Below are 23,824 nucleotides of genomic sequence, written 5' to 3'. Positions count from 1 at the left end.
CATGTGCATTGCTATTGACTCATGCCGAGCCTAATACATCCGCCGCGCTTATATATGGCACGCGCGGGTCCATTAGCAAGGCTATATGCTTTGTAAATATTTTGTATAATTATAATCTCATTTTCACCTGCCTTTGTATTGATAAATCACTGCTTTTGTGGTAAAATTAAATTTAGAGGTTGATATAATGACTGAAGTATTAAAAATTACTGATGAGAATATAAAATTATGCGCTGAAGAGATTAAAAGAGGCGGTCTCGTTGCCTTTCCGACTGAAACTGTTTATGGTCTTGGTGCGGATGGACTAAATGCTGAGGCTGTAAAAAAGATTTATGAAGCAAAGGGCAGGCAAAGTGATAACCCTCTTATTCTTCATATAGCATCGCGTGAGATGATTGAGCCGCTTGCTTACTACGAGAGTAAATACGATGCGCTTCTTGATGCTTTTTGGCCGGGACCTATGACTATAATCTTAAAGAAGAAGGACATCGTTCCAAGCGTAATCACTGCTGGGCTTGATAGCGTCGCTATACGTATGCCATCTAGCGATGTAGCGAGAAAGCTGATTGAGTATGCGGGCACACCCATAGCCGCTCCAAGCGCGAACATATCTGGCTATCCATCGCCAACATGCGCTGAGCACGTCTACAAGGACCTTCATGGCAAGCTTAAGTACATACTTGACGGCGAAATGAGCGAGGTTGGCATCGAATCAACTGTCATCGACCTAAGTAGAGACAAGGTCCGCATCTTAAGGCCAGGCAAGATCTCATTAGAGGATTTACAAAAGATAATACCTGAAGCTGAGTACGACGAGGCCATCACTGACGATAAAGAAGTCAAGAAACCCATCAGCCCAGGACAAAAATACACGCACTACAAGCCAAATGCCAAGGTAGTCATCATCATGGGTGAGGGCGAGGATCTTATTACAAAGATGAAGGCCGAATACGAGACAAATCTTGAGAAGAATCCGGTTGTCTTCACGCTTAAGGAGTATGAAGACGAGTTCCGTGGGCTTAATACCATGGAACTAGGATCAATTAAGGAGCCCATCAGCATATCGCACAATATATTTAACTTGTTAAGAACGGCTGATGACAAGGGCTACGGCTACATCATCTTACAAGGCTACGAGCGCAAGGGCATTTTCATGGCGATTATGAACAGAATCATCAAGTCGTCGGGCCACAACATAAAGTATTGAAAATAAAAATTTTATATGATAAAATTGTAAAGGAGAGGTATCATGAGAAAGATAGGCATTGCATCAGATCACGGAGGATTTGAATTAAAGGAAAAGTTAAAGAGCTACCTTAGTGAAAAAGGTATTGAAGTCGTTGATTATGGAACTGATTCAACTGAGTCGGTTGACTACCCAGTTTATGGCAAGAAGGCCGCAAACGGTGTAATTGCAGGCGAAGTAGAAAAGGCTGTTGTTATCTGCGGCACTGGCATAGGCATTTCACTTGCTGCGAACAAGGCCCAAGGCATTAGATGCGCTCTTTGCACTAACGAATACATGGCGAAGATGTCTAGAAACCATAACGACGCGAACATGCTAGCTCTTGGCGCAAGAGTAATCGGTGATGAGCTTGCTAAGTCTATACTTGATACATTTTTAGCAGAAGAATTTTTAGCAGGAAGACATAAAAGAAGAGTCGATTTAATCGAAAATTGTTAGGAGGGTATTATGGTAACTGTATTTGATCATCCACTTATTAAACACAAACTAAGCATATTAAGAATGAAGCAAACTGGTACAAAGCAATTTAAGGAGATAGTTACTGAGCTATCTATGCTTATGGGCTACGAAGTAACTAGAGATTTAGGGTTAGAAGAAATGCCTATAGAGACACCTATATGCAAGACTACTGGCTATACCTTAGCTGGCAAGAAGATTGCGCTAGTACCAATACTTAGAGCTGGCCTTGGTATGGTTGACGGCATGTTAAGCCTACTTCCAGCAGCAAAGGTTGGCCACATAGGTCTATATAGAGATCCAAAGACTTATGAACCAGTTGAATACTACTGTAAACTCCCTTCAGACATTGAGAAGAGAGAGGTCATAGTGCTTGACCCAATGCTTGCAACTGGCGGAAGTGCATCTGCTGCCATAGACTTTTTAAAGAAGAGAGGCGCAAAGCATATCAAGCTTGTAAACATCATCGCTGCTCCTGAAGGAGTTGAGTACGTAAAGAGTCATCACCCTGATGTTGACATCTTCGTAGCGAGTGTTGATGAAAAGCTTAATGAGCATAAATACATCGTTCCAGGTCTTGGAGATGCAGGAGACAGACTTTTCGGAACTAAGTAGGTGAATTAATTGAGGAGAATATATTTTGCGGCTTTTGTAAGCTTAGTCCTTGGACTGATACTTACTAAACTTCAAATACGCTTGTCTAAGAAATTCGGTTTCATCGATGTTCCTAAGGATCAAAGACGTATGCATACTGATGCCATCCCAACTTGCGGGGGCTTTGCTATGTACTTCGCGATCTTTATCCCATATATGATACTATATAAGTTTACGCCAAGGAACACAGCCATATTCATAGGTGCGACAATCATATTGTTATCTGGCTTCTACGATGACATGCATGACCTTAAACCGAAATACAAGGTACTATTTCAGCTATTAGCTGGACTTGTAGTATATTTTTTAGGCAATATAAGGATAATGAACATAGGTAACCCATTTATTGATAATAATTTGTTATCGCTTGGCTACCTATCGCTTCCAGCAACGCTATTTTGGATAGTGGCTGTTACAAACATCATAAATTTAATAGATGGGCTCGATGGCCTAGCAGGAGGCGTTGTCTTTATCTCGTCAATGACTTTAGCCGTGGTATCGGTTTCGTATGAACAGTACTCGCTGACAGCTTTATGTCTATGTGTCGGCTTTAGCTACCTAGCCTTTTTAAAATATAATTTTGCTCCAGCAAAGATATTTATGGGCGATACGGGCGCTTTACTCGCGGGCTTTATGCTCTCTGTCATCACTATACAAGGAGCGATGAAGGCGGTTGCAGCCATCGGTATCATAGTGCCAATCATGATACTTGGTCTACCTGTCTTTGATACGACATTTGCAATGATTAGAAGGCTTCTTAGCGGCAGGTCCATCGCCTCGGCGGACAAGGGACACCTGCACCACAGACTCTTAAGAAAGTACTCGACTAAGAAGACGGTTTTGATACTATATACGATATCAGCCATATTCTCAATATTTGGCATACTTGTTATGAAGCTTAGAAATACTGTTTCGGTACTTATTTCAGGAATTATATTTATGATAATAGTTTTTTTAGCATACAAGATTGGATTGTTTAAGGATGGTGAAAATTGAAAGCTTTAGTAATATTTGGAACAAGACCTGAAGGTATAAAGATGGCGCCTATTATTAAGGAGCTTAAAAATGCTGATGGTGTTGAGCTTGTAACGTGCATAACGAGTCAACATAGAGAGCTTTTGGACTCGGTAATAAAGGTTTTTGATTTAGAAATTGATTATGATTTGAATATATTTGAAAAGGGACAGACTTTGACTGACATAACTGTAAGGTCACTAAAGGGACTTGAGGAAGTTATCAAGAAGGAAAAGCCTGATGTTGTCTTGGTTCAAGGTGACACTACAACTGTCTTTGCAGGAGCGCTTGAAGCTTTTTACAACGGTGTTAAGATAGGTCACGTTGAGGCGGGACTACGTAGTGGCAATATACTTAGCCCCTTCCCAGAGGAAGCGAACAGGAAGCTAACTGGCATCATGACTAACTTTCATTTCTGCCCAACACAAAGGGCGAAGGAAAACCTTATCAAAGAAGGCTACGATATGGATAAGCTTTACATAACTGGTAATACTGTTATTGACGCGCTTCTGATGACAGCTGACAAGGTTGATTCATTTACAAGAGATGATCTTAAGAAGATAGATTTAAGTAAAAAGCTAATTCTTCTTACTTCACACAGAAGAGAGAACCAAGGTGAGCCTATGGAAAATATCTTTGGCGCAGTGAGAAAAGTAGCTGATGAGTTTAATGATGTGAACATTGTCTTTCCTATGCATCCAAACCCAAGAGTTAGAGAGCTTGCGAAAAAACATTTAGATGGAGCTAGTAATGTAATTTTAACTGAGCCGGTTGAGTATGAAGACATGGCTTATATACTTAAAAATGCCTACATGGTAGTCACTGACTCAGGTGGACTGCAAGAGGAGGCACCTGCGCTTGGCGTACCAGTTCTTGTTGTTAGACGCGAGACTGAAAGGCCAGAAGGCATTGAATATGGCACTGCAAAACTTGTCGGAACTGAGTTTGATAGCGTTTATAATAATATGAAGACGTTATTAACAGATGAAGATGAGTACATGAAGATGCATAAGGCCATCAACCCATATGGCGACGGCAATAGCGCCAAGATGATTAAAGATATATTGATAAGAGAGGTAAAGTAATGAAATTAGGTATAGTAGGACTACCAAACGTTGGTAAGTCAACACTTTTTAACGCCGTGACAAAGGCGGGAGCAGAGGTAGCTAACTACCCATTCTGCACCATAGACCCAAATGTCGGCGTCGTTGAAGTGCCAGATGAGAGACTAAAAATATTAACAGATGTAAATAAATCGAAGAAAACGATTCCAGCTGTAATTGAATTTTATGATATAGCGGGTCTTGTTAAGGGCGCGTCAAAGGGAGAGGGCCTTGGCAATAAGTTTTTATCACATATAAGAGAAGTCGAAGCCATTGTCCACGTGTTAAGAGTTTTTGAAGACGAAAATATAGTCCATGTCGATGGAAGCATTGATCCAATCAGAGACATAGAGACTATAAACCTAGAATTAATCTTCTCTGACTTGGATATGGTTGAAGCGAGAATACAAAAATTAACAAAGCAAGTGAAGGGCGACAAGTCTTTACAAGCAGAACTTGATTTACTTAATGAAGTGAAAAAGGTTCTTGAAGAAGGAAAGTCAGCCAGAGTGCTTGAGCTTAACGACGATCAAAAGGCTATGCTTAGAGGATTTAATTTACTTAGCTTAAAACCTATAATCTACGTTTTAAATGTATCTGAAGACGACTACATCAATGATTTAAAGGATAATAAATACGTTGACAAGCTAAGAGAATACGCTGAAGCAGAAGGCTCTGAGATAGTTCCAATCTCAGTTAAGATTGAAGAAGAGATGAGTGAACTTGATGACGAAGAGAGAAAGGCTTTTCTTGAAGACATGGGCATAAAAGAGTCTGGTCTAGATAGACTTATAAGAAAGAGCTATAAGCTACTTGGCTTAATGAGTTTCTTAACAACTGGTGAAGACGAGACGAGGGCGTGGACTATTAAGAAGGGCACTAAGGCCGTTGACGCAGCAGCTAAGATACACTCAGACATCGCTAGAGGCTTTATACGTGCGGAAGTTGTTAGCTATGATGACCTTGTAGCCAACGAGATGTCCATGAACAAAGTAAAAGAGAAGGGCCTTATGAGGCTAGAAGGCAAGGACTATATTATGCAAGAAGGAGATATAGTTTACTTCAGGTTTAATGTATAATGAAAATTTTAGAATATGATGAAAAATTAACTTTTAAGTCAAAGTACTACGATGAGGAAGCTGTTTTTCTTGATATTGAAACGACAGGACTTAGCCCCATGAGAAGCTTTATCTACCTCATCGGGCTAGTTTTTATTGACTTAAAGAAGGTGACAATGCATATAACGCAGCTCATAGCTGAGGATAGAGATGAGGAAGAAGAAATTCTTAAGCTAATGAAGGAGAGGCTTAAGGGCTACAAGACAGTCGTTACTTATAACGGAAACTCCTTTGACCTTCCTTTCATCGCGAAGAGGGCCGAGCGTTATGGTATAGAGCCCATAGCCATGGACTCCTTTGATATGTATGAAAAACTTAGACTACACAAGGACACGCTAAAGCTTGATGGGCTTAAGCAAAAGAATATTGAGAAGAAGCTTGGCATCACTAGAGAAGACCGTTACAATGGCGGTGAGTGCATCAGCTTTTACAAAGACTATGTAAAGAATAAAAATCAAGAAAGTTTTGATAGATTCGTCCTTCATAACTACGATGACCTATTGTATATGCCGGCAACTATGTCTATACTGGACCTATTGGATGAGAAGATCACCATAGACATAGACGGACGCAAATACAAATTCGATAAGCACAGCATAAAAAAAGACATCTTGATGATTGATTTTACTACCGATATGGGTATTAATACTTATGTAGAGGAACAAGGCTACCTCATTGAAGAGGATGAGGAGTGTAGGCATCTTGAGTTTACGTTAAAGACGGGCTATATGAAGGATGCACGCAAGGTGAAGTACCTTGAGAAGAGCTCCCTTGCTAGCTTAAAGAGCGAGGACTTCGACGGCGAGGACTTAGTCGAGGAAGGCATCGTTCCTATACGCATACAAAATAAATTATTTATTCGAAATATAATTAAATTAGGTAGTATTTAGGAGGTTAAGATGAAATTAGAACTTTATTACAAAGAAACTTGTCCATTCTGTCAAAAGGTATTGAACTACATGATGGACAATTGTCAAATCAAGGACGTTGAACTTGTTGACATCAAAGAGGGAAATAACAACGAAGACTTAATCAAAAGAGGCGGCAAGGATCAAGTGCCATGCCTATTCATTGACGGCAAGCCGCTTTACGAATCAGACGATATAATTAAGTATTTCGAAGAAAATTTTTAGGAGGTAAAATTATGGATTACAAAGATTTACCAGCACAAGAGGTTTTTCATTGGTTTAAAGAGATTAACCAAATCCCAAGAGGATCGGGCGACGAAAAGAGAATTTCTGATTTTCTATACAATTGGGCTAAGGAAAGAAATTTAGACGTTTGGCAAGATGAGGCGCTAAACATCGTTATACACAAAGCTGCTACTAAGGGCTATGAAAATGCTCCAAAGGTTATCCTACAAGGACATATGGATATGGTTTGCGAAAAAGGTTTAGATAGCAACCATGATTTCTCAAAAGATCCAATCGAGATGATAGTTGACGGAGACTATCTAAGAGCAAATGACACAACACTTGGCGCTGACGATGGTATAGCAGTTGCTATGGCACTTGCAGTACTAGATGCAGACGACATCGAGCACCCAGCCATCGAAGCAGTGTTTACAACAGCTGAAGAAACATCCATGGTCGGAGCAGTAAACTTAACAAATGAGCACCTAAGTGGCGATTACCTATTCAATATCGACTCTGAAGAAGAAGGTATATTCTTATCATCAAGCTCAGGCGGTGTCAATAGTGAATCAAAATTCGAAGTTGAATTTGAAGACAATAGCGAAGCAGCTCTAGAAATCAGCTTAAAGGGCTTTACTGGCGGACACAGCGGTATGGAAATCATTAAGCAAAGAGCAAACGCTATCAAAGTTTTAGCAAGATTATTAAATGAATGTAACTGCGATAAATTAAGATTAGCTTCAATCGAAGGTGGTACTAAGCACAATGCCATCGCCAATGTTGCTAAGGCTACTATAGTTCATACAGACTACGCTAAAGTTAAAGATGCGATGAATGATTTATTCACTCACATCAAAAAAGATTATCACGTAGAAGACCCAAATATGAGCCTTGAATTTAAAGAAGTAAAAGCTGAAAAAGTAATGACTAAGAAGGATACTAACAGAATCATAAACTTCTTAATGCTTGCTCCACACGGAGTTATCTACATGTCAAAGGACATAGAAGGTCTTGTAATGACAAGCTGTAACGCAGCTGTACTTAGAACTGAGGGAAATGGCGTGAACTATCTATGCTCGATCAGAAGCTCATCAGACGCAGCACTTGTTGAAGTAAGAGAACAAGTTAGAATAATGACTGAAGTACTTGGCGGCAAAGTTGAACTATCAGAGGCATATCCTTCATGGGAATTCGATGAAGACCCAGTACTAAGAGATTTAGTATCAAAGGTTTATAAAGAAGTTACAGGTGAAGACGCAGAAGTAAGCGCTATACACGCAGGACTTGAATGCGGTCTACTAAAACAAATCTTACCAAACACTAAGATGATAAGCTTTGGACCAAACATCTACGACGTTCATACAAACAGAGAACATCTAGATATCAAGTCAACAGCTAGAATGTGGGAATTCCTTAAAGCGCTTCTTAAGGCAGTTCATTAATTTCAAATTAAAACATAAATACACAGAAAAAATGCACTTCGTTCGCGAAGTGCATTTCTCTTATCTAAGCTACTTTGTTTTTATATTAATACCTTTCTCTTTAAGCCTCTTGTTCTTATATATAGTAAGCAGTTCATATATAGTCGAGAATAGTGGTACGAAGAGTATCATTCCAGTGACGCCAAATAGTGCGCCACCTACAGTTATTGCCACAATTACAAACATTGCAGGTAAGCCGACCTTGTTGCCAACTATCCTTGGATAAGTAACATTGCCATCAAATTGTTGCAAGACTATTATAAATACTATGAACATCAACGCCTTGAACGGTGATTGCAAAAGTATTAGCAGTGCGCCGGTGAAAACACCGATGTAGGCACCTAGTATTGGTATTAAAGCGCCAAGCCCCATGATTATGGATATGGCTGGAGCGAATGGGAATCTAAATATAAGCATACCTACAAAACACATTGCGCCAAAGACAAGGGCCTCGATGAACTGACCAGTGAAGAAATTGTAGAAGTTTTCAAAGATAATCTTACCAAGCTTAACAAGCTTGTCAGCCCATCTCTCAGGTAAAGCTGAGTATAAAAGCTCCTTAGACTTTCTAGACAGATCCTCCTTAGAGATTAAGGCATATATAGCAAAGACAAAGCCCATTAAGACACCAAATAAAGTGTTTAGTACAGAGCCAACCCTTGATACAATAGTGTTAAATAAATCAGTGTTAGCATTTTTGATATAGTCAATCAGAGCCTTTTGAGCGCTATTGATATTAATCTTTGAGAATATTTCGTGAATGTTCTCTTCATAGTCTTTAAGTACTGGTATCTTCACAAGTTGATCTTCAAAATCAGGAAGCTTTTCAACAACACTTATTAGTGAGGCTTGAACCCTTGGACCTACTATATAAATAAGTAAGAAGATTATGAGAGCAAGAGATAGAAGCGTAAGAAGCAAGCAAACAGCACGCTTGCCGCCTTTTTTCTTCGGCTGCCACTTCTTAAAAATTTTCTCTTCAAACAACTTAAGTGGTATATTAAGTATAAAAGCAACAAAGCCTCCGGCTAAGAAAGGCGTGATGATGCCTAAGAAAACGTTGAAGTAGTGCCAAATCATATGCAAATTATTTAGCAAAATGTATAAAATTATTCCAAAAGCAATCAAATTCCTGTAAAACTTAAAGGCTTTTTTATCATATTTTTCATCCATAATTATGCCCCCCTTTATAAGCTAATTATACAACAGAAAGAAAGCTAATTCAATACAAATTTAAAATTTACCTAAACTTTACACGCACTTAACCACAAAAGATGTTATATGCCTTATAATATAAGTGTAGGAATTTTCAAATTAATTAAAGGAGTGTGTTGAATGAAATTAAAGTCATTAGCGTTTTCACTTACTAAGTATCCTTATATCTACAAGAAAGCGGACAAAATACACTTCAAGAAACCTCCAAATTAAAATTTACCAGAAAGATAGGCTCGAAAGAGTCTTTCTTTTTCGAAAAAAATATCCGTAGGGTCTAGCCTTACGGATATTTTCTATTATCTACCATTGTCTATATCATATTTTTAAAGCCACTTGGCAAGGTCACTACTCTTGGCTTTTCTGGCATCTTGCTATTGAGCTCAAGACCTAAGTAGCCAATCTTGTCTTTGCCGAACTTTTCTCTGATCTCGTTAAAGACCTTCTCAAGTCTATCGTCTTTGATGACTTTTTTTGGAGCGAATAGACTTAGCTGCTCAGTCTTTGTGTTCCTCGTAAGATTTATCGCGGATATTGTAAGACTCCTAATCGCTTCTTTGAAGTCGTAGCGCTCCTTAAAGAGCTCCATGGCTTTGTCATTTAGCCTAAGTGCGCTGATGCTTGTCTCGGTGAAGACCTTTTGGAAGCTCACGTAGTCAAGATTTTTATCCCTTATAGTTATCCTCACGCCGCCTGCCTTGAGATCCTCTTCGATTAATTTTTTGCTAACCTCAATGGCGAGCTCCTCGAATATCTTTTTCACCTCATCGTATGAGTTTAGATCGGCCTTGGTGGTTACACCTCTGGATATGGACTTGATCTTGTCACGGTGGTAGTAGTCGCAAACCTCGCTAGTGTCGTAGCCGTTCGCGTACTGCCATAGATATAGTCCTCTTATTCCAAGCTTTCTTTTTAATAGATTTACATCTGCTTTAGCGAGTTCGCCAAGTGTGTTAATGTTCATGTACATAAGTTTTTTCTTCGTTTTGCTGCCTATGCCAATGATGGCGTCAGTGGAGAGTGGCCAAACTATCTCTTTAAAATCATTCTTACTTATAACTGTAACTGCATCGGGCTTTTTAAGGTCGCTGCCAAGCTTTGCGAATATCTTGTTGTAGCTCACGCCAATGCTGACTGTTATGCCGAGCTCTTTCTTAATACGCTCCTTAATCTCGTGGGCAATGGTCTCGCCACTGCCAAATAGTTTCTCGGAGCCTGTCACATCGAGCCAACACTCATCTAAGCCGAAGGGTTCGACTTGATTGGTATAGCTATAGTAAATTTTATGCGCTAGCTTTGAGAACTTGAAGTACTCATCATAGTGCGGTTTTACAGCAACTAGGCCGGGGCACTTCATCTTTGCCTCGAAGAGACTGTCTCCCGTCTTTACACCAAAGGCCTTTGCTTCGTAGCTCTTAGCTAGAACTATGGAGTGCCTGTCTTCTACTGAACCGCAGACTACAAGCCGTTTACCTACAAGGGATGGATTTAACTTTCTCTCGATAGAGGCGTAGCAGTTATTCATGTCTGAATGAAGTATTGTTCTTGTCATCTTATCACCTGTCTTTCATCTACCTACTTAACAATTATTGCTACTTGAATGACTAAGACAATTATAGACCATTTACATGGGCTTGTCAATACTACTTTTGTAGTATATTTGACAGTTTTAGTCATATAGTCAAATAAAGAAGCTTAGTGACTTGTCTTAGGTATAGTGGACGTGTTTATGCTAAGGAGCGGCACTTCACAAGCAAAATCACTTTTATAAATGCTCGTCATATCTTAAGTAAAATCACTATTGTCATTGCGCGTCATTCGTCAAGCAAAATCACTATCTCTATCGCGCGTCATTTGTCAAGTAAAATCACTAGTCTTATGACGGGCGTTTGATAAGTAAAATTACTATCGAAACAGTTTTTTATATATAAGCGCAAAACCATAATCGTAGTGATGAAAAAGAGCTTAATATTAATTTAGATAATCGCTTAAAAACCTTGTAAAATCGCCGCAAATATGGTATTATTAAGTTTAGGTGATAGCATGATTAAATTTGAAAATGTAAGTTTTGCTTACGACAAAAATGAAAAAGACAAGAAGGCTCTAGACGATGTGAGCTTTGAGATAGAGAAGGGTGAGTTCGTGTCTATACTTGGCATGAACGGCAGTGGCAAGTCGACCATAGCGAAGATCATGGACGGCATTTTGCTTCCGACTGAAGGCGATGCGACTGTCATGGGCATGAACACGAAGAACGAAGAAAACCTTCTTGAGATAAGACAAAACTTAGGACTTGTCTTTCAAAATCCGGACAATCAAATCATAGCGACTATAGTCGAAGAGGACGTTGCCTTCGGACCAGAGAATCTTGGTCTTCCAACGCCTGAGATTAGAAAGAGGGTCGACGAAGCTTTGGAGATAGTATCGATGAGTGAATACAAAAAGCATGCGCCGAACCTATTGAGCGGTGGACAAAAGCAAAGGCTAGCCATCGCAGGCATACTTGCTATCAACCCGAACATCATTGTCTTTGACGAGCCGACTGCCATGCTCGATCCAGTGGGCAGAAAGGAAGTCATGGACACCATTATCAAACTGAACAGAACATACGAAAAGACTATAGTACTCATCACGCACTTCATGAGCGAGGCGGTTCTATCTGACAGGCTCATGGTCATGCACGAGGGCAAATTGGTCTGGGACGATACACCTAGACATATATTTTCAAATGTAAAAAAGGTGCACTCGCTTGGACTTGATGTGCCGCAAGTGACTGAACTAAGCAATTTACTTAAAGAAGACGGCTTCGATGTCGCTGGTGATGAACTAAGCATAGATGAATTGGTGGCAAAATTATGATTGAAATAAAAAATTTATCATTTATATATAATAAGGACACGCCATTTGAGGTGAAGGCGCTTGATGATATATCGCTAACTATCAAGGACAATAGCTTTATCGGCATCATCGGTCACACTGGTAGCGGTAAGTCGACTTTTATGCAGCAATTAAATGGTCTACTTAGACCTACATCTGGCACTATAATTATAGATGGGGTGGACATAACGCAAAAGGACATCAAGCTAAACAAGCTTCGTGAGAGCGTGGGCATGGTCTTTCAATATCCTGAGTATCAGCTTTTTGAAGAGACTGTTGCAAAGGATGTTGCCTTTGGCCCGAAGAACCTTGGACTAAGTGACGAAGAAGTGGCGGAGCGTGTTAAGGACGCGATTGAGGACGTTAAGCTTGACTACGAATGGGTTAAGGACAGGTCGCCCTTTGAATTATCGGGCGGGCAAAAAAGGCGTGTTGCCATAGCGGGCATACTTGCTATGAGGCCGAAGGTGCTTATACTTGACGAGCCAACAGCGGGTCTTGATCCAAGGGCCAGGGAAGAAATACTTGACGAGATCTATGATATATACAAAAAGACTAAGATCACTGTTGTTTTGGTCTCACATTCGATGGAGGACGTCTTTACTTATGCGAATGAGATAGTCGTTTTAAGCAAGGGAAGGCTTATCATGCACAAGACTACTGACGAAGCGGTTAAGGAGCGTGAACTTCTTAAGAAGTACGATGTTGGTGTGCCTGAGATAACTGAGTTTATGTTTACTTTGCAGGAGAAATATCCGGGCCTAAATCCATATGTCAAGACCGTTGAAGAGGCAAGGAGCCATATACACGAGTATTTCGAGGTGAAGAAAAATGTTTAACAACGTATCCATAGGACAATATTTTCCGACAGATAGCTTTGTTCATAGGCTAGACCCAAGAGTTAAACTGATCTTCGTCTTCGTATTTATGATAGCGATTTTCTTCGTTGATTCATACATCATACTTGGACTTGTGGCGATCACCATAATCACGCTTATATTAATGAGTAAGGTGCCTATAAAGATAATTCTCAGAGGGCTTAAGCCGATGCGCGTGATTATCATAATGACTTTAATCTTCAACGTATTTTTCACGCCGGGAACACAAATATTTTCAAATCTTAAGTGGCCGTCGATGACATATGAAGGGCTAAACACAGGTCTTTTCATGTCATTTAGACTACTCTTATTAATACTCGGCTCGTCACTACTAACGCTTACGACATCGCCAATCAGACTAACTGATGGACTTGAGTCGCTGATGAGTCCACTTAAGAAGATCAAGGTACCAACTCATGAACTAGCGATGATGATGACTATAGCCTTAAGATTCATACCGACACTGGCTGAAGAGGCGAACAAGATCAAGATGGCGCAAGAGTCGAGAGGAGCAAGCTTTAGCGGCAAGAACATCATTGAGACGGCTAAGAAGATGCTGCCACTGATGATACCACTTTTCTTAAACGCACTTAAGAGGGCAGATGAACTAGCCATCGCCATGGACGCGAGATGCTACAACGGCGGTGACAACAGAGGCAAGCTAAATCCACTTATCTACACAAAGACAGATAAAGTGGCTATAATTGTAATATTGATATACTTTGGCTTTATAATATCGACAAAGTATCTATTTAATTTAATATGAAGAACATAAAATTACTTATAGATTTTGACGGGACAAATTATTCTGGTTTTCAAGCGCAAGAGAACGCTCACACAGTAGAGGACGTGCTGAACGCATCCATTAGCAAGGCTTTGGGTGAAGACATAAAGGTAATCGGTTGCTCGAGGACTGACAAGGGCGTTAGCGCAAGAGGCTTTGTTTTGAATTTTAAAACTGATTCCGTATGTCCGGTCGAAAAGATGATATATCCAATCAATGACAAGCTTCCTGAGGACATCAGGGTCCTTAAGAGTGAAGAGGCGCCAGATGACTTTCACGCGCGCTTCTCATCGAAGGGCAAGTACTATAGATACACGCTTGAGCACAGGAAGTTTGGCAGAGCGACCGACAGGCACTTTGCATACAACTTTCCTTATAAGCTTGATCTTGACTTGATGCGTGAGGCAGCTAAACACATGGTCGGAGAAAAGGACTACAGAGCATTTATGGCCATAGGTAGCGACGTTGACACGACGGTTAGAACCATTCACTCGGTCGACATCATTAGGGACGGCGACTTTGTCTACATCGACGTCAAGGGCAGAAGCTTTTTATATAATATGGTCAGGATTATGGCGGGCACACTCGTTTTTGTTGGTACTGGCATCTTGGATATAGATGAGATGGCTAGAGCGATAGACGAGGGCGATAGAAGGGGACTTGCACCGACTTTGCCAGCGAAGGGACTAGTCTTAGAAGAAGTTTATTATTAATATATATCTCTTGGTGAGACCGAGAGATATTTTTTCGCCTAAAACTTGACGAATCGCCTAAAATATGGGATGAATTAGGCGATTTGCCACGTAAAAAGACCCGGTTCATATGAACTGGGTCTTTTATTTGATATATGCAATACGATTGTCTTAGAAGTTGTCTGAGCCTTTAAAGCCTCTTCCTTTAACTTCGTTTGTGTCTTGTATAGTGATGAAGGCGTTCGGGTCTATGGCGTTAGTTATCTTCTTGACATCAACTATCTCCCTAGGTCTAACTAGCATGAAGATGATCTTAAGATCGCTCTTTGACCAAGCGCCGTATGAGTCGATGATGGTTGCGCCACGCTCAAGCTTGTTCATAAGCTCGTATGAAAGCTCTTCGTAGTCCTTCGATATAATCATAACGCTCTTTGTCGCATCAGCGCCTGTTTGCACTTTGTCAAGCACTTGGTATGCAACGAACATCGATATAACTGTGTAAAGGCCTTTAAGAACACCAAATTTTATACTCGCTAAACTAATTATGATGGCGTTCATCGCCATAAGTGCGCTGCCGATGTTTATGTTGTAGCGCTTCTTACATACTGCGGCAACTATGTCGAGGCCGCCTTGGCAAGCGCCGTGCCTAAATAAAACGCCCATGCCTATACCATTAAGAACGCCTCCAAAGATTGCGCTGATAAGTATGTCATCAAAGGTATTAAGCTTTTGCATGGGTCTTAAGAGTACCATAGTCGCGGACAATACAAATGTTGTAATAAACGCGTAAACTAAGAATTTCTTGTCAAGCTCCTTTAGTCCGAACAAAAATATTGGCAGGTTAATAGCAAAGAGCATGATACCTGCTGGTAGGCCAGTAAGTAGTTCTATGATGATGGAGATGCCGCCAACGCCGCCTGATAAAAGCTTATTTGGTATGAAGAAAAAGTTTATCGCAAAACTTGATAGTAAGCAGCCTATGACGATGGCTGTGATGGTAGTAGCAATTTCTTCGTTGTCACCGAAGTATTCGTATCTGTCAAATTTCTTTTTCATTGTAATTTTATAAACTCCTTAAATATATTTATTGCTTCTCCATTATTATTCACAGCCATTGCCTCTGGATGGAACTGAACTAGATAGATCTTTCTATGAACGTCCTCCATAGCTTCAATTATGCCATCGGAAGACTTTGCTGTGACTTTAAAGCCCTCCGCTATATCCTTAACGGCTTGATGATGCTCTGTGTTGACAAGCATCTTCTTAAGGCCAGTTGCCCTGTGTAAAAAGCTTTGCTCTTTGATAGTGATGTAGTGCGCACCGATAGAAAGTGTATCGAAGCTCACGTGTTCGAGCTTAGCTACGTTTGCCTTGTATATGTCTTGGTAAAGCGTTCCCCCTAGGTATGCGTTTATTAGTTGCATCCCTCTGCATATGCCAAGCATAGGCTTTCCTTGTTTAAGAGCTTCCTCTATAAGCTTTAGATCAAAGGCGTCTCTTACATTTGAAATGCCTTGTATGCCTTTTTGCAGTTCTTCGCCATAGACAAGTGGATTTACATCGTGGCCGCCTGTAAGTATGACTGCATCAGCCATTGCCACTAGTTCACTTACGCCATCAATGTCAGTGTATGGCGCTATGAAAGGAACTGCGCCCGCCATCCTAACAGCTTCGGCGTAATTTCTATTGATTTGTACATAATTTCTCTTGCCATCCGAATATGGCTGAGAGCTAATCAAAATTTTCTTCATTTTATACTCCAATCTATTTCTTTAATATTGTGTGCTTTTAGATAGGCGTTCGTCTTTGAGAATGGCTTTGATCCGAAAAAGCCTCTATACGCCGATAAGGGCGATGGGTGAGCTGAGGTGATTACAAGGTTCTTCCTTGTATCGATGTACCTCATCTTGCTTCTCGCGTAAGCGCCCCATAAGATATAGACGACGTTTTCTTTGTTTTTGCAAAGCGTCTCGATGATCTTATCGGTAAATATTTGCCAGCCTATGTCTTTATGTGAATTGGCATAGCCCTTACGAACGGTTAGCGTCGAGTTTAAAAGGAGCACCCCTTGTTTTGCCCAAGCATCTAAATCGCCGCTTCTATTGACAATGCCTAAATCGTCGTAGAGCTCCTTATATATATTTCTTAAAGATGGTGGGAGAGCCACGCCGTCATTGACAGAGAAGGCTAGGCCATTGGCCTGATTTACTTCATGATAAGGGTCTTGACCCAAGATAAAAACTTTAGTGTCCTTAAGTGGCGATAGCTCAAGCGCCTTGAATATCTCGTAGTACTTTGGATATATGGTGTGCTCCTTGTACTCGCGGCGAAGTGTGTCACGCATCTTGATGAAGTAGTCCTTAGTGTATTCACTTTGTAAAAATTCTTCCCAATCGCTATTTATAATCATGTTTCTTCATTTCCTTATATCTTGCAAGCTGCTCCTCATCTTCGACCTCTAAGTCTCTATAATTAGCAAGGCCTTCCATGTGATGAGTGAACTCGTGTTTTAAAACGTGGTATATCATGTCCTTGATATCATCTTCAGGCCAGTTCTCATACATCTTCATAAAAGAACCGTAGTAGATGTATATAGCCTTGCCCATAGCTGAGCGCTCGTATTGACCCAGGATAAATAGGTCATCGTCAATTGCATCGGGCGATATCTTTAAATCCTCTGAGACGACTACGCCAAGATTTAGATCTCTAAAGAAAACTTCTGGTAGTCTCTCGCAGGCTTCATCGGTCCATGCTGTGAATGTGTCAATATCCGGCATCATAGGAACTTCGCTCCATCATTAAAATCTAGGCCTGCTTTGAATATATCTAAAACCACATGAGCCGCCTTTAAGGCGATGTCCTCTTGTTCGTTAGTGATTTCTACGTGCTTATCAGTAACGCCCGTACCGTAGTTACCAACAACATTTAGTGAAGCGTACTTGATGCCTAATTCATTCATTAGTATAACTTCAGGTGAACCAGTCATGCCAACGACATCGCCGCCTATGGATTTGTAAAATTTATTTTCCATCTTAGTCTCAAACTTTGGTCCTTCAGTAGTCACTAAGACGCCTGTCATCAACTTGCCATCGTATTTTTCTTCGAATAATTTATTCATCTCTAGTGAATAAGGCTCGTCCATTGCAATGAACTTAACGCCTTTATCAAGACCAGTGAAGAAAGTGTAATCCCTTTTCTTAGTGAAGTCCAAAAAGTCAGTCGCCATGACTATACTAAGCGGCTCTACTTCTTCTCTAAGCGAGCCAACTGAGTTGATGGCGTAGGCATATTCGACGCCTAAGTCCTTCATCGCCTTAACATTGGCTCTGTAATTTATAAATGTAGGGGGAACTGAGTAGTTCATTCCGTGCCTTGGAACGAAGATAGTATCTTCATTAATAACATTGCATTCACAAAGGCCATATTCATTTTCTATTGTCTTTGTTTCAATGCTCTTCATGCTCTTAAGAGCCGTTCCACCAATTATTGCGTATTTAAACATATTTACCTCCTTGAGCACAGGATGAGACCGAAGACCTTGTCAAAGCCTGCGTCCTTCATGGCGCGAGCCGAGTCCTTCATAGTCGTTCCTGTTGTTATTATATCATCGATTATTAGTACATTGCCACTTGCATCAGCGCTTTTTTGAAATATGCCCTTCATATGAGCTCTTTCAGAGTAGCTCAGCTTGTGCATATCACGCGCTTGTAGCTTTTTATAAGTATATAGCTTTAGGCCCAAGTCCTTAGAGATTATCTTTACAATTTCGCCCATATGGTCAAAGCCTTTCTTCCTTAGCTTTTTCTCGTTCATGGGGACGCTTGCGATGTAGTCGATTTTTTCATCTATCATAATCTTTTTAATCTCTTCTTCAAATAGATATGCGAGGGCAGATAAATATTTTTTCTGCATGCCAAACTTGTAGTTAAAGAGGTGCTCTCTGAAAAAGTCGTTGTAGTAGACGATTGAGTAGAGCCTCTCAAAGCCATCAACGAAGAAAGTTTTTCTGATTATCTCAATGTTTGCGCTGCAGCTAGAGCAGTAGGGCTTTGCGCCTTCAAATGCTTCATTACAAAAAGGACAGATTTTCATTTGAATACCTTCTTTAAATCGCGTATCCTCTTTTCAAGGCTAGTGTATCTAGTGCTGATGAAGTTATTGTCAATCATTAGCTTTAGATATTTTTCTCTGCCGACCAAAATAAGTAGCTTTTTCGCTCTCGTTATGGCAGTATATAATAAATTTCTTGTTAATAGTTTTTCATTAGCGTAGGTAATGGGCATGATAACGCAGTCAAACTCACTGCCTTGGGACTTATGAACGGTTAGGGCATAGCTAAGCGAGAGCTCTCCAAGTAAGGAGAAATCATAAGTAGCGCTCTTGCCGTCGTCAAAGTCTATGTCAATGGTTTCGTTATCTTTATCGACGCTTCTGATTATGCCTGTGTCGCCATTGAAGACGCCAGTCACTTCCTCGTACTTACCATTCTTATACTCATGTGAAATTATATCGTAATTATTCTTCATCTGAATTACTTTATCGCCAACACGAAACTCCTTGCCCATGGCTCTGACAGTTTGCTTATCAGCGCGTGAATTAAGTAGGTTTTGCAGCATGTAATTTAGATTAAGCGTGCCAAGCTTGCCTTTTTTAGTAGGCGTAAGTATCTGTACGTCTTTGAATGGGTCTAAACTGAAGTAATTAATCAGCCTTTCATTTAAAAGATCAAGTATCTCTTCAAGTATATCATCGTCCGAGTCTTTGCTTATGAAGAAGAAATCACTATCCTTCTTATTTACCTCAGGCATACGGCCCATGCGTATCTCTTGTGAATTGATAGCTATCATACTATTCTCACTTTGCCTATAAATATGTTCGAGCTCAGTCGTTTCGACCTCGTTTGAATTAATTAAATCCTCTAAGACATTGCCAGCGCCAACACTAGGTAGCTGGTCCTTGTCACCAAGTAGGAGTAGTGATTTGCCTGGCTCAATAGCCGATAAGAGCTCACTAAAGAGAAGTGTATCCATCATAGACACTTCATCAACTATAATAAAGTCTGCCTCGATCTCCTCAGAGCTTTCGAAAAAGTCCGCGCCATCGATAGGGGCGATGTTTAATAGCCTATGAAGAGTCATAGCTGCTTCGCCCGTTTTTTCTTCCATACGCTTGGCGGCCTTACCAGTCGGCGCAGCAAGAGCAAAAGATATATTAAAGATCTTTAGTATAGTGATGATGGCCTCGATAATCGAGGTCTTTCCAGTACCTGGTCCACCTGTGATGATGGAGATGTTATTGACAAAGGCCTTCTTAATCGCAAGCTTTTGTTTTTCATCAAAGATAATATTTTCACTTGCTTCATACTTTTCTATAAGTTTGTCGCAGTCGAAGACATAGGTCGATGGGGATGCGTTTTTTATGTCGTAGAGTCTCTTCGCGCACTCAAGCTCTTTTTCGTAATAAAGGCTTAGGTAGACATTATATTTAGTTCCGCGCTCCTTTTTAACAGCGATGTTTCCAGTAGTTGCGAGCTCTTTGATGGCGAGATTAAATTTATCCTCGTCCATAGTCATAAGAAATTTTAGCTCTTCATATAGTCTGTCCTTTGGTATGTAGGTCGAGCCTTGAGCAAGATATATGTTTAAAAGGTAGATGATGGCTGACTTTAAGCGTTCAAGTCCATTGGCGTCGGCGCCTTCTTCAAGAGCAATCTTATCAGCAGTTTTAAAGCCGATACCAATTTTGTCGTAGATAAGTCTATATGGATTATTTTTTAATATATTTATGGCTTCATCTCCATATATATTATATATCTTTAGTAGGGTAGCCGTTGGTAGATTGTATTTCGCAAGCTTTTGAAGTATCTCTTCACGCTCTTTATTTGATTTTATGTACTCTTTTATATCGGCAAGGGCCTTTTTACCAATGCCTCTTACTTGAAGAAGTTTATCTGTTTCGTTAAAAATTACTTTAATAGAATCAAGACCGAAGAGGTCAATAATCTCTTCGGCTCTTTTTTCACCAATCTTAGGAATGCCACTTTTAATCAAGTAGCTCCTAATCGATTCAATTGTGTCTCTCTCCTTAAAGCTAAGCCTAGTAAAATTAATTTGTTCGCCGTACTTCTCGTGAAAGACAAGCTCGCCCTCAAGCTCAACGTAGTCGTGCTCCTTAACAGTCAAGGCAGTGCCAACGCAAGTGATAAGCTCGCCGTCAGAGTTAACTTGCATAACGGTATACGCGTTCAAATCATTTCTATATACAATTTTAATTACTTCACCGTCTATAAGCATATTAACTCCTTTAATTATTCTTCAATAGTGTTTTCTTCAGTATTTTCTTCTTTTGAAATTTTTTCTTCTCTCATTGAATTTTCAATAAGTTCTTTTTCTTCCTTAGTAATAAGTCTTGTGCCAGCCTTAGACATCTTAGGTATATTGTCAATCTTGTTTCTAAGTGCATCAAATTTTTCATTAGTTTCCTTCATTAGATCCATAAATTTGTCGTCAATAGTTTTTGCCATATTATCACTTCCTTAACTTGTATTTGCTATGAACGCCCAGTGAGTAGAGAAGCTTTGTCATTAAAAACGCAATGAACGATGTGATAGCGTTTACTGGTATAAAAAAGCTCTTCAAAACTAGGTACATAGCTTGATTCATTATATTGAATATGAAATATTTCTCTGTGAATAGCTCCGCCTTTATATAGAACTTCGAAAGTATTAGCGAGGCTATAAATATAATTAGGCCTATAAATATGATTAAGTTGTACGATTTAAGCGCCTTGTTCTTCCTATATTTGGTATTTACTAAAAAGCCTGATAAGTAGAATAGCATAAGTATTACTATTGAATAGATGATCATGACTATTCTTAGTATAAGTGGGTTATTGAGCTTCTTTAGTGAAAGCATCATAAGTACTGAAATTACTGTGATTACTATATATGAGATAAGCGCCCTGAGTGTGTTCTTAAACATTATTTCGTTGCTCCTAAAGCCTTGGAGTAGTGCTTAAGACCGTCAGTGTAGAACTCAGTGTTATCAAAGTTAATCCACAAAGCTTCAGTGTCAGGGAAGTCCTTAAGTACCTCTACGCCTTCTTCATAAGTCAGTGTGAATAGTAGGGTAGACAGGAAGTCCGCTATGCCTGAGTCCTTAGTGATTACAGTGACAGCTCTAAAGTTTCTTGCGCTTGATAGAGTTCTTGTATCTATGATGTGATTGTATTTAACATTGTCAAGGCCATAGAAATATCTTTGGTAGTCACCAGATGTAACGATTGCCTTGTCCATAGTATATAGTATGTCATAAATTTCAGAGTCGCCTTCCTTCATCTCTGATGCAGAGTAAGGATTTTCAACGCCTATAGTCCACTTCCTATCAGTTTCGCCGTTAGGGTGGCCGATGGTCTTAACATTGCCTCCAGCACTGATAACTACTGAGTCAAAGCCATCGTCCTTAAGCTCGTTGCATATAAGTTCAACCGCGTATCCCTTGGCAACGGAGCCTAGATTTAGCTTAGTCTTTTCATCTGAGATATATACAGTATTTTCTTCTTTATCGATGATGATATTATTTATTGAGGCGTACTTAGCCCTCTCTTTAAGCTCGTTCATATCAGGTATATTCGCCTTTAATTCATCATTTTCAAGCGCCTCAGTCATGCTCTTCTCCCAAAGTTCGATTATTGCTCCAAAAGCAATATTGACATCAGAGTCATACTTTAGGCCGAGTGTTTTTGCTTGCGAAATAAGATCTATAAGAGCCTTATCGACCTTAACCTTTTCTTTGCCAGCCATCTTGTTGATGGTAAAGACATTGTTGATGCCTTCGTGCTCCTTGTGGCAGTCGAATAGGTGGTCGTAGTACTTTAATTTTTCAGCTAATTTTTTATCGAATTCATCTGCTTCGCCTTGGCTGTAGAAGTAGCCAGTCGCCTTAACCAAAGTATCGAAGCTGTCGAAGTAGTTAAATGAAAACTTCGTTCTTAGCTTTGGTTTGCAAGATGATAAAATGCTAAATAATAAAACTAATACCATCATTAGCGATATTTTTCTTTTATTCATAGTTTCACCTCTAAGTATATAATACAACATAAAGCGGGATTTTTCAAGCTTTAATTAAGTCCGTTCACGCTGCCAAGGACCAAGCAAGTATCGATATCATTCTCCTTGATAAAGTCATTTATCTTTTGATTAAAGAAACGCTTGTCAACCATGTATATAGTTTTGTATTCATTGGTCAATAGACTTGCCACTGCGTTTGCAAACGAGTCCTTTACTATAAGTAGCGTCTTATCAGACTCAGGATTGCCTTCTATCTCAACTAGACCATAGTTACCGCTGAATAGCGCCTTGTACTTGTCTTTGTTCTTGAACTCATCTTTATTAAGGACCTTGATCTCTTTGTCATCTCCCTTGACTTTTATCTCATCATAATTTTTTGGCAGATAAAATAATATTTCGTCGATAGCACTATTATAATAAGAAGACTTTGAATCGAGTGAGCCTCTAAAATTATCACAAGTCACTTTCTCTATATCCTTAATCTCTTCTAGGCCCATAGTCTTAGTAAGCTCTTTGTAGGCAAGGTAAGCACCTTCACGCCAGTGGTGGTCGGACTTGTAGAAGATGTATTCGTCCTTGTGATCCATCATAAGCGTGTATAAATCGATGTATTTGCCTTCGATTTCATTTTTGTATCTATTAAGAACTTTAGTTTCGTCACTAAAGATGGCACCCTTAGGAAGTCTCTCTCTATAGACCTCGCCTTTATCGGGGCAGATGGCGATGTATTTGTCCTTGACATCGATATCGTTCACATACTTAATGAATTTGCGGGCCTTATTTTCATCATAAATATATTTTTCGTAATAATTTTTGTCCGTTCCGATATAGACATTATTAAATTCTCTCTTGCCAAGAGCGTAGTCAAGCTTTGATCTAGCGCCAACTAAGGCATCTTTGAATATGAATTGATCCTTGCAATACGCTTCGAACTTCTTAGTGAAGTCGCCGCTTTTTAGTGAAAATAATGAAAACTTCGGTAGCTCTTCCAAAACTCTATTTTCATTTTGACTAAAGCTTCTGTCTTCACTAATAACGTTTGCCACTAAAACCGAAGCTATAAATATAAAGAATAATATTTTGAGTAATTTATCTTTCATATCTATCA

At 39.8% G+C, this 23,824-nt stretch carries 26 protein-coding genes; 13 read left to right on the top strand and 13 right to left on the bottom strand.

What is annotated here, in order from left to right; genetic code table 11:
• Positions 1–187: 187 nt before the first annotated feature.
• Genes BN3004_RS00515 through BN3004_RS00475 form a run of 9 tightly spaced genes read left to right on the top strand, consistent with a single transcriptional unit; the run spans position 188 to position 8,166 of the window.
• Positions 188–1,207: an L-threonylcarbamoyladenylate synthase gene (locus BN3004_RS00515; protein WP_058259360.1), complete on the top strand. Its 1,020-nt coding sequence runs from the start codon at positions 188–190 to the stop codon at positions 1,205–1,207.
• 42 nt (positions 1,208–1,249) lie between these two features.
• Positions 1,250–1,684: a ribose 5-phosphate isomerase B gene (gene rpiB, locus BN3004_RS00510; protein WP_058259359.1), complete on the top strand. Its 435-nt coding sequence runs from the start codon at positions 1,250–1,252 to the stop codon at positions 1,682–1,684.
• A 9-nt stretch (positions 1,685–1,693) separates the two neighbouring features.
• Positions 1,694–2,317 (top strand): uracil phosphoribosyltransferase, encoded by a 624-nt coding sequence (upp, locus tag BN3004_RS00505; protein WP_058259358.1) that lies wholly within the window; start codon positions 1,694–1,696, stop codon positions 2,315–2,317.
• 9 nt (positions 2,318–2,326) lie between these two features.
• Positions 2,327–3,352 (top strand): MraY family glycosyltransferase, encoded by a 1,026-nt coding sequence (locus BN3004_RS00500; protein WP_058259357.1) that lies wholly within the window; start codon positions 2,327–2,329, stop codon positions 3,350–3,352.
• On the top strand, positions 3,349–4,455 hold the full coding sequence (wecB, locus tag BN3004_RS00495; protein ID WP_058259356.1) for a non-hydrolyzing UDP-N-acetylglucosamine 2-epimerase: 1,107 nt from the start codon (positions 3,349–3,351) through the stop codon (positions 4,453–4,455). Before BN3004_RS00500 ends, wecB begins: the two co-directional genes overlap by 4 nt.
• Positions 4,455–5,552, top strand: coding sequence for a redox-regulated ATPase YchF (gene ychF, locus BN3004_RS00490; RefSeq protein WP_058259355.1), 1,098 nt, complete (start codon positions 4,455–4,457; stop codon positions 5,550–5,552). The genes wecB and ychF overlap by 1 nt, the downstream gene beginning before the upstream one ends.
• Positions 5,552–6,481, top strand: a complete 930-nt coding sequence (locus tag BN3004_RS00485) for a ribonuclease H-like domain-containing protein (RefSeq protein WP_058259354.1) — start codon at positions 5,552–5,554, stop codon at positions 6,479–6,481. The genes ychF and BN3004_RS00485 overlap by 1 nt, the downstream gene beginning before the upstream one ends.
• A 9-nt stretch (positions 6,482–6,490) precedes the next feature.
• Positions 6,491–6,724, top strand: coding sequence for a glutaredoxin family protein (locus tag BN3004_RS00480; protein ID WP_058259353.1), 234 nt, complete (start codon positions 6,491–6,493; stop codon positions 6,722–6,724).
• An 11-nt stretch (positions 6,725–6,735) separates the two neighbouring features.
• Positions 6,736–8,166: an aminoacyl-histidine dipeptidase gene (locus BN3004_RS00475; protein WP_058259352.1), complete on the top strand. Its 1,431-nt coding sequence runs from the start codon at positions 6,736–6,738 to the stop codon at positions 8,164–8,166.
• Between the two features lie 69 nt (positions 8,167–8,235).
• Here the strand turns inward: BN3004_RS00475 and BN3004_RS00470 are convergent, their stop codons facing one another.
• A complete protein-coding gene (locus BN3004_RS00470; protein WP_058259351.1) occupies positions 8,236–9,378 on the bottom strand; it encodes an AI-2E family transporter in 1,143 nt (380 codons plus the stop codon).
• Between the two features lie 352 nt (positions 9,379–9,730).
• Positions 9,731–10,969 carry a DNA polymerase IV gene (gene dinB, locus BN3004_RS00465; RefSeq protein ID WP_058259350.1) on the bottom strand — a complete coding sequence of 413 codons (1,239 nt, stop codon included), beginning with the start codon at positions 10,967–10,969 and terminating at the stop codon, positions 9,731–9,733.
• A gap of 491 nt (positions 10,970–11,460) precedes the next feature.
• On the opposite strand from dinB, the gene BN3004_RS00460 reads away from it, so the two are divergent.
• Genes BN3004_RS00460 through truA form a run of 4 tightly spaced genes read left to right on the top strand, consistent with a single transcriptional unit; the run spans position 11,461 to position 14,669 of the window.
• Positions 11,461–12,276 carry an energy-coupling factor transporter ATPase gene (locus BN3004_RS00460; RefSeq protein ID WP_058259349.1) on the top strand — a complete coding sequence of 272 codons (816 nt, stop codon included), beginning with the start codon at positions 11,461–11,463 and terminating at the stop codon, positions 12,274–12,276.
• Positions 12,270–13,133: an energy-coupling factor transporter ATPase gene (locus BN3004_RS00455; RefSeq protein ID WP_196792468.1), complete on the top strand. Its 864-nt coding sequence runs from the start codon at positions 12,270–12,272 to the stop codon at positions 13,131–13,133. Before BN3004_RS00460 ends, BN3004_RS00455 begins: the two co-directional genes overlap by 7 nt.
• Positions 13,126–13,938, top strand: a complete 813-nt coding sequence (locus tag BN3004_RS00450; RefSeq protein ID WP_058259347.1) for an energy-coupling factor transporter transmembrane component T family protein — start codon at positions 13,126–13,128, stop codon at positions 13,936–13,938. Before BN3004_RS00455 ends, BN3004_RS00450 begins: the two co-directional genes overlap by 8 nt.
• Positions 13,935–14,669 (top strand): tRNA pseudouridine(38-40) synthase TruA, encoded by a 735-nt coding sequence (gene truA, locus BN3004_RS00445; RefSeq protein ID WP_058259346.1) that lies wholly within the window; start codon positions 13,935–13,937, stop codon positions 14,667–14,669. Before BN3004_RS00450 ends, truA begins: the two co-directional genes overlap by 4 nt.
• A 150-nt stretch (positions 14,670–14,819) precedes the next feature.
• Here the strand turns inward: truA and BN3004_RS00440 are convergent, their stop codons facing one another.
• From BN3004_RS00440 to BN3004_RS00390, 11 genes are read right to left on the bottom strand one after another with little or no spacing between them, the layout of a single operon-like run.
• Positions 14,820–15,704, bottom strand: coding sequence for a YitT family protein (locus BN3004_RS00440; protein ID WP_058259345.1), 885 nt, complete (start codon positions 15,702–15,704; stop codon positions 14,820–14,822).
• Positions 15,701–16,399 carry a gamma-glutamyl-gamma-aminobutyrate hydrolase family protein gene (locus tag BN3004_RS00435; protein ID WP_058259344.1) on the bottom strand — a complete coding sequence of 233 codons (699 nt, stop codon included), beginning with the start codon at positions 16,397–16,399 and terminating at the stop codon, positions 15,701–15,703. The genes BN3004_RS00440 and BN3004_RS00435 overlap by 4 nt, the downstream gene beginning before the upstream one ends.
• Complete coding sequence (locus tag BN3004_RS00430; protein ID WP_058259343.1) at positions 16,396–17,058, bottom strand: uracil-DNA glycosylase; 663 nt, start codon at positions 17,056–17,058, stop codon at positions 16,396–16,398. Before BN3004_RS00430 ends, BN3004_RS00435 begins: the two co-directional genes overlap by 4 nt.
• Entirely contained in the window at positions 17,045–17,428 is a 384-nt protein-coding gene (locus BN3004_RS00425) for a metallopeptidase family protein (RefSeq protein WP_058259342.1), read from the bottom strand. Before BN3004_RS00425 ends, BN3004_RS00430 begins: the two co-directional genes overlap by 14 nt.
• Positions 17,425–18,150, bottom strand: coding sequence for an MTAP family purine nucleoside phosphorylase (locus BN3004_RS00420; protein ID WP_058259341.1), 726 nt, complete (start codon positions 18,148–18,150; stop codon positions 17,425–17,427). Before BN3004_RS00420 ends, BN3004_RS00425 begins: the two co-directional genes overlap by 4 nt.
• Positions 18,151–18,152: 2 nt before the next feature.
• A complete protein-coding gene (locus tag BN3004_RS00415) occupies positions 18,153–18,740 on the bottom strand; it encodes a ComF family protein (RefSeq protein WP_058259340.1) in 588 nt (195 codons plus the stop codon).
• The gene (gene recD2, locus BN3004_RS00410; RefSeq protein WP_058259339.1) at positions 18,737–20,941 is read right to left on the bottom strand and encodes an SF1B family DNA helicase RecD2; all 2,205 of its coding nucleotides are present in this window, start codon (positions 20,939–20,941) and stop codon (positions 18,737–18,739) included. Before recD2 ends, BN3004_RS00415 begins: the two co-directional genes overlap by 4 nt.
• A gap of 14 nt (positions 20,942–20,955) precedes the next feature.
• Positions 20,956–21,171, bottom strand: coding sequence for a hypothetical protein (locus tag BN3004_RS00405; RefSeq protein WP_058259338.1), 216 nt, complete (start codon positions 21,169–21,171; stop codon positions 20,956–20,958).
• Positions 21,172–21,175: 4 nt separating this feature from the next.
• Positions 21,176–21,628 carry a hypothetical protein gene (locus tag BN3004_RS00400; RefSeq protein ID WP_058259337.1) on the bottom strand — a complete coding sequence of 151 codons (453 nt, stop codon included), beginning with the start codon at positions 21,626–21,628 and terminating at the stop codon, positions 21,176–21,178.
• On the bottom strand, positions 21,628–22,716 hold the full coding sequence (locus BN3004_RS00395) for an FAD:protein FMN transferase (RefSeq protein WP_058259336.1): 1,089 nt from the start codon (positions 22,714–22,716) through the stop codon (positions 21,628–21,630). The genes BN3004_RS00400 and BN3004_RS00395 overlap by 1 nt, the downstream gene beginning before the upstream one ends.
• Positions 22,717–22,766: 50 nt before the next feature.
• Positions 22,767–23,816, bottom strand: a complete 1,050-nt coding sequence (locus tag BN3004_RS00390) for a DHHW family protein (RefSeq protein WP_058259335.1) — start codon at positions 23,814–23,816, stop codon at positions 22,767–22,769.
• Positions 23,817–23,824 lie beyond the last annotated feature (8 nt).

Origin of the sequence: Fenollaria timonensis, assembly GCF_001457835.1 — a bacterium.
GTDB classification, from domain to species: domain Bacteria; phylum Bacillota; class Clostridia; order Tissierellales; family Peptoniphilaceae; genus Fenollaria; species Fenollaria timonensis.
This window is presented reverse-complemented; position numbering and strand designations above follow the sequence as displayed.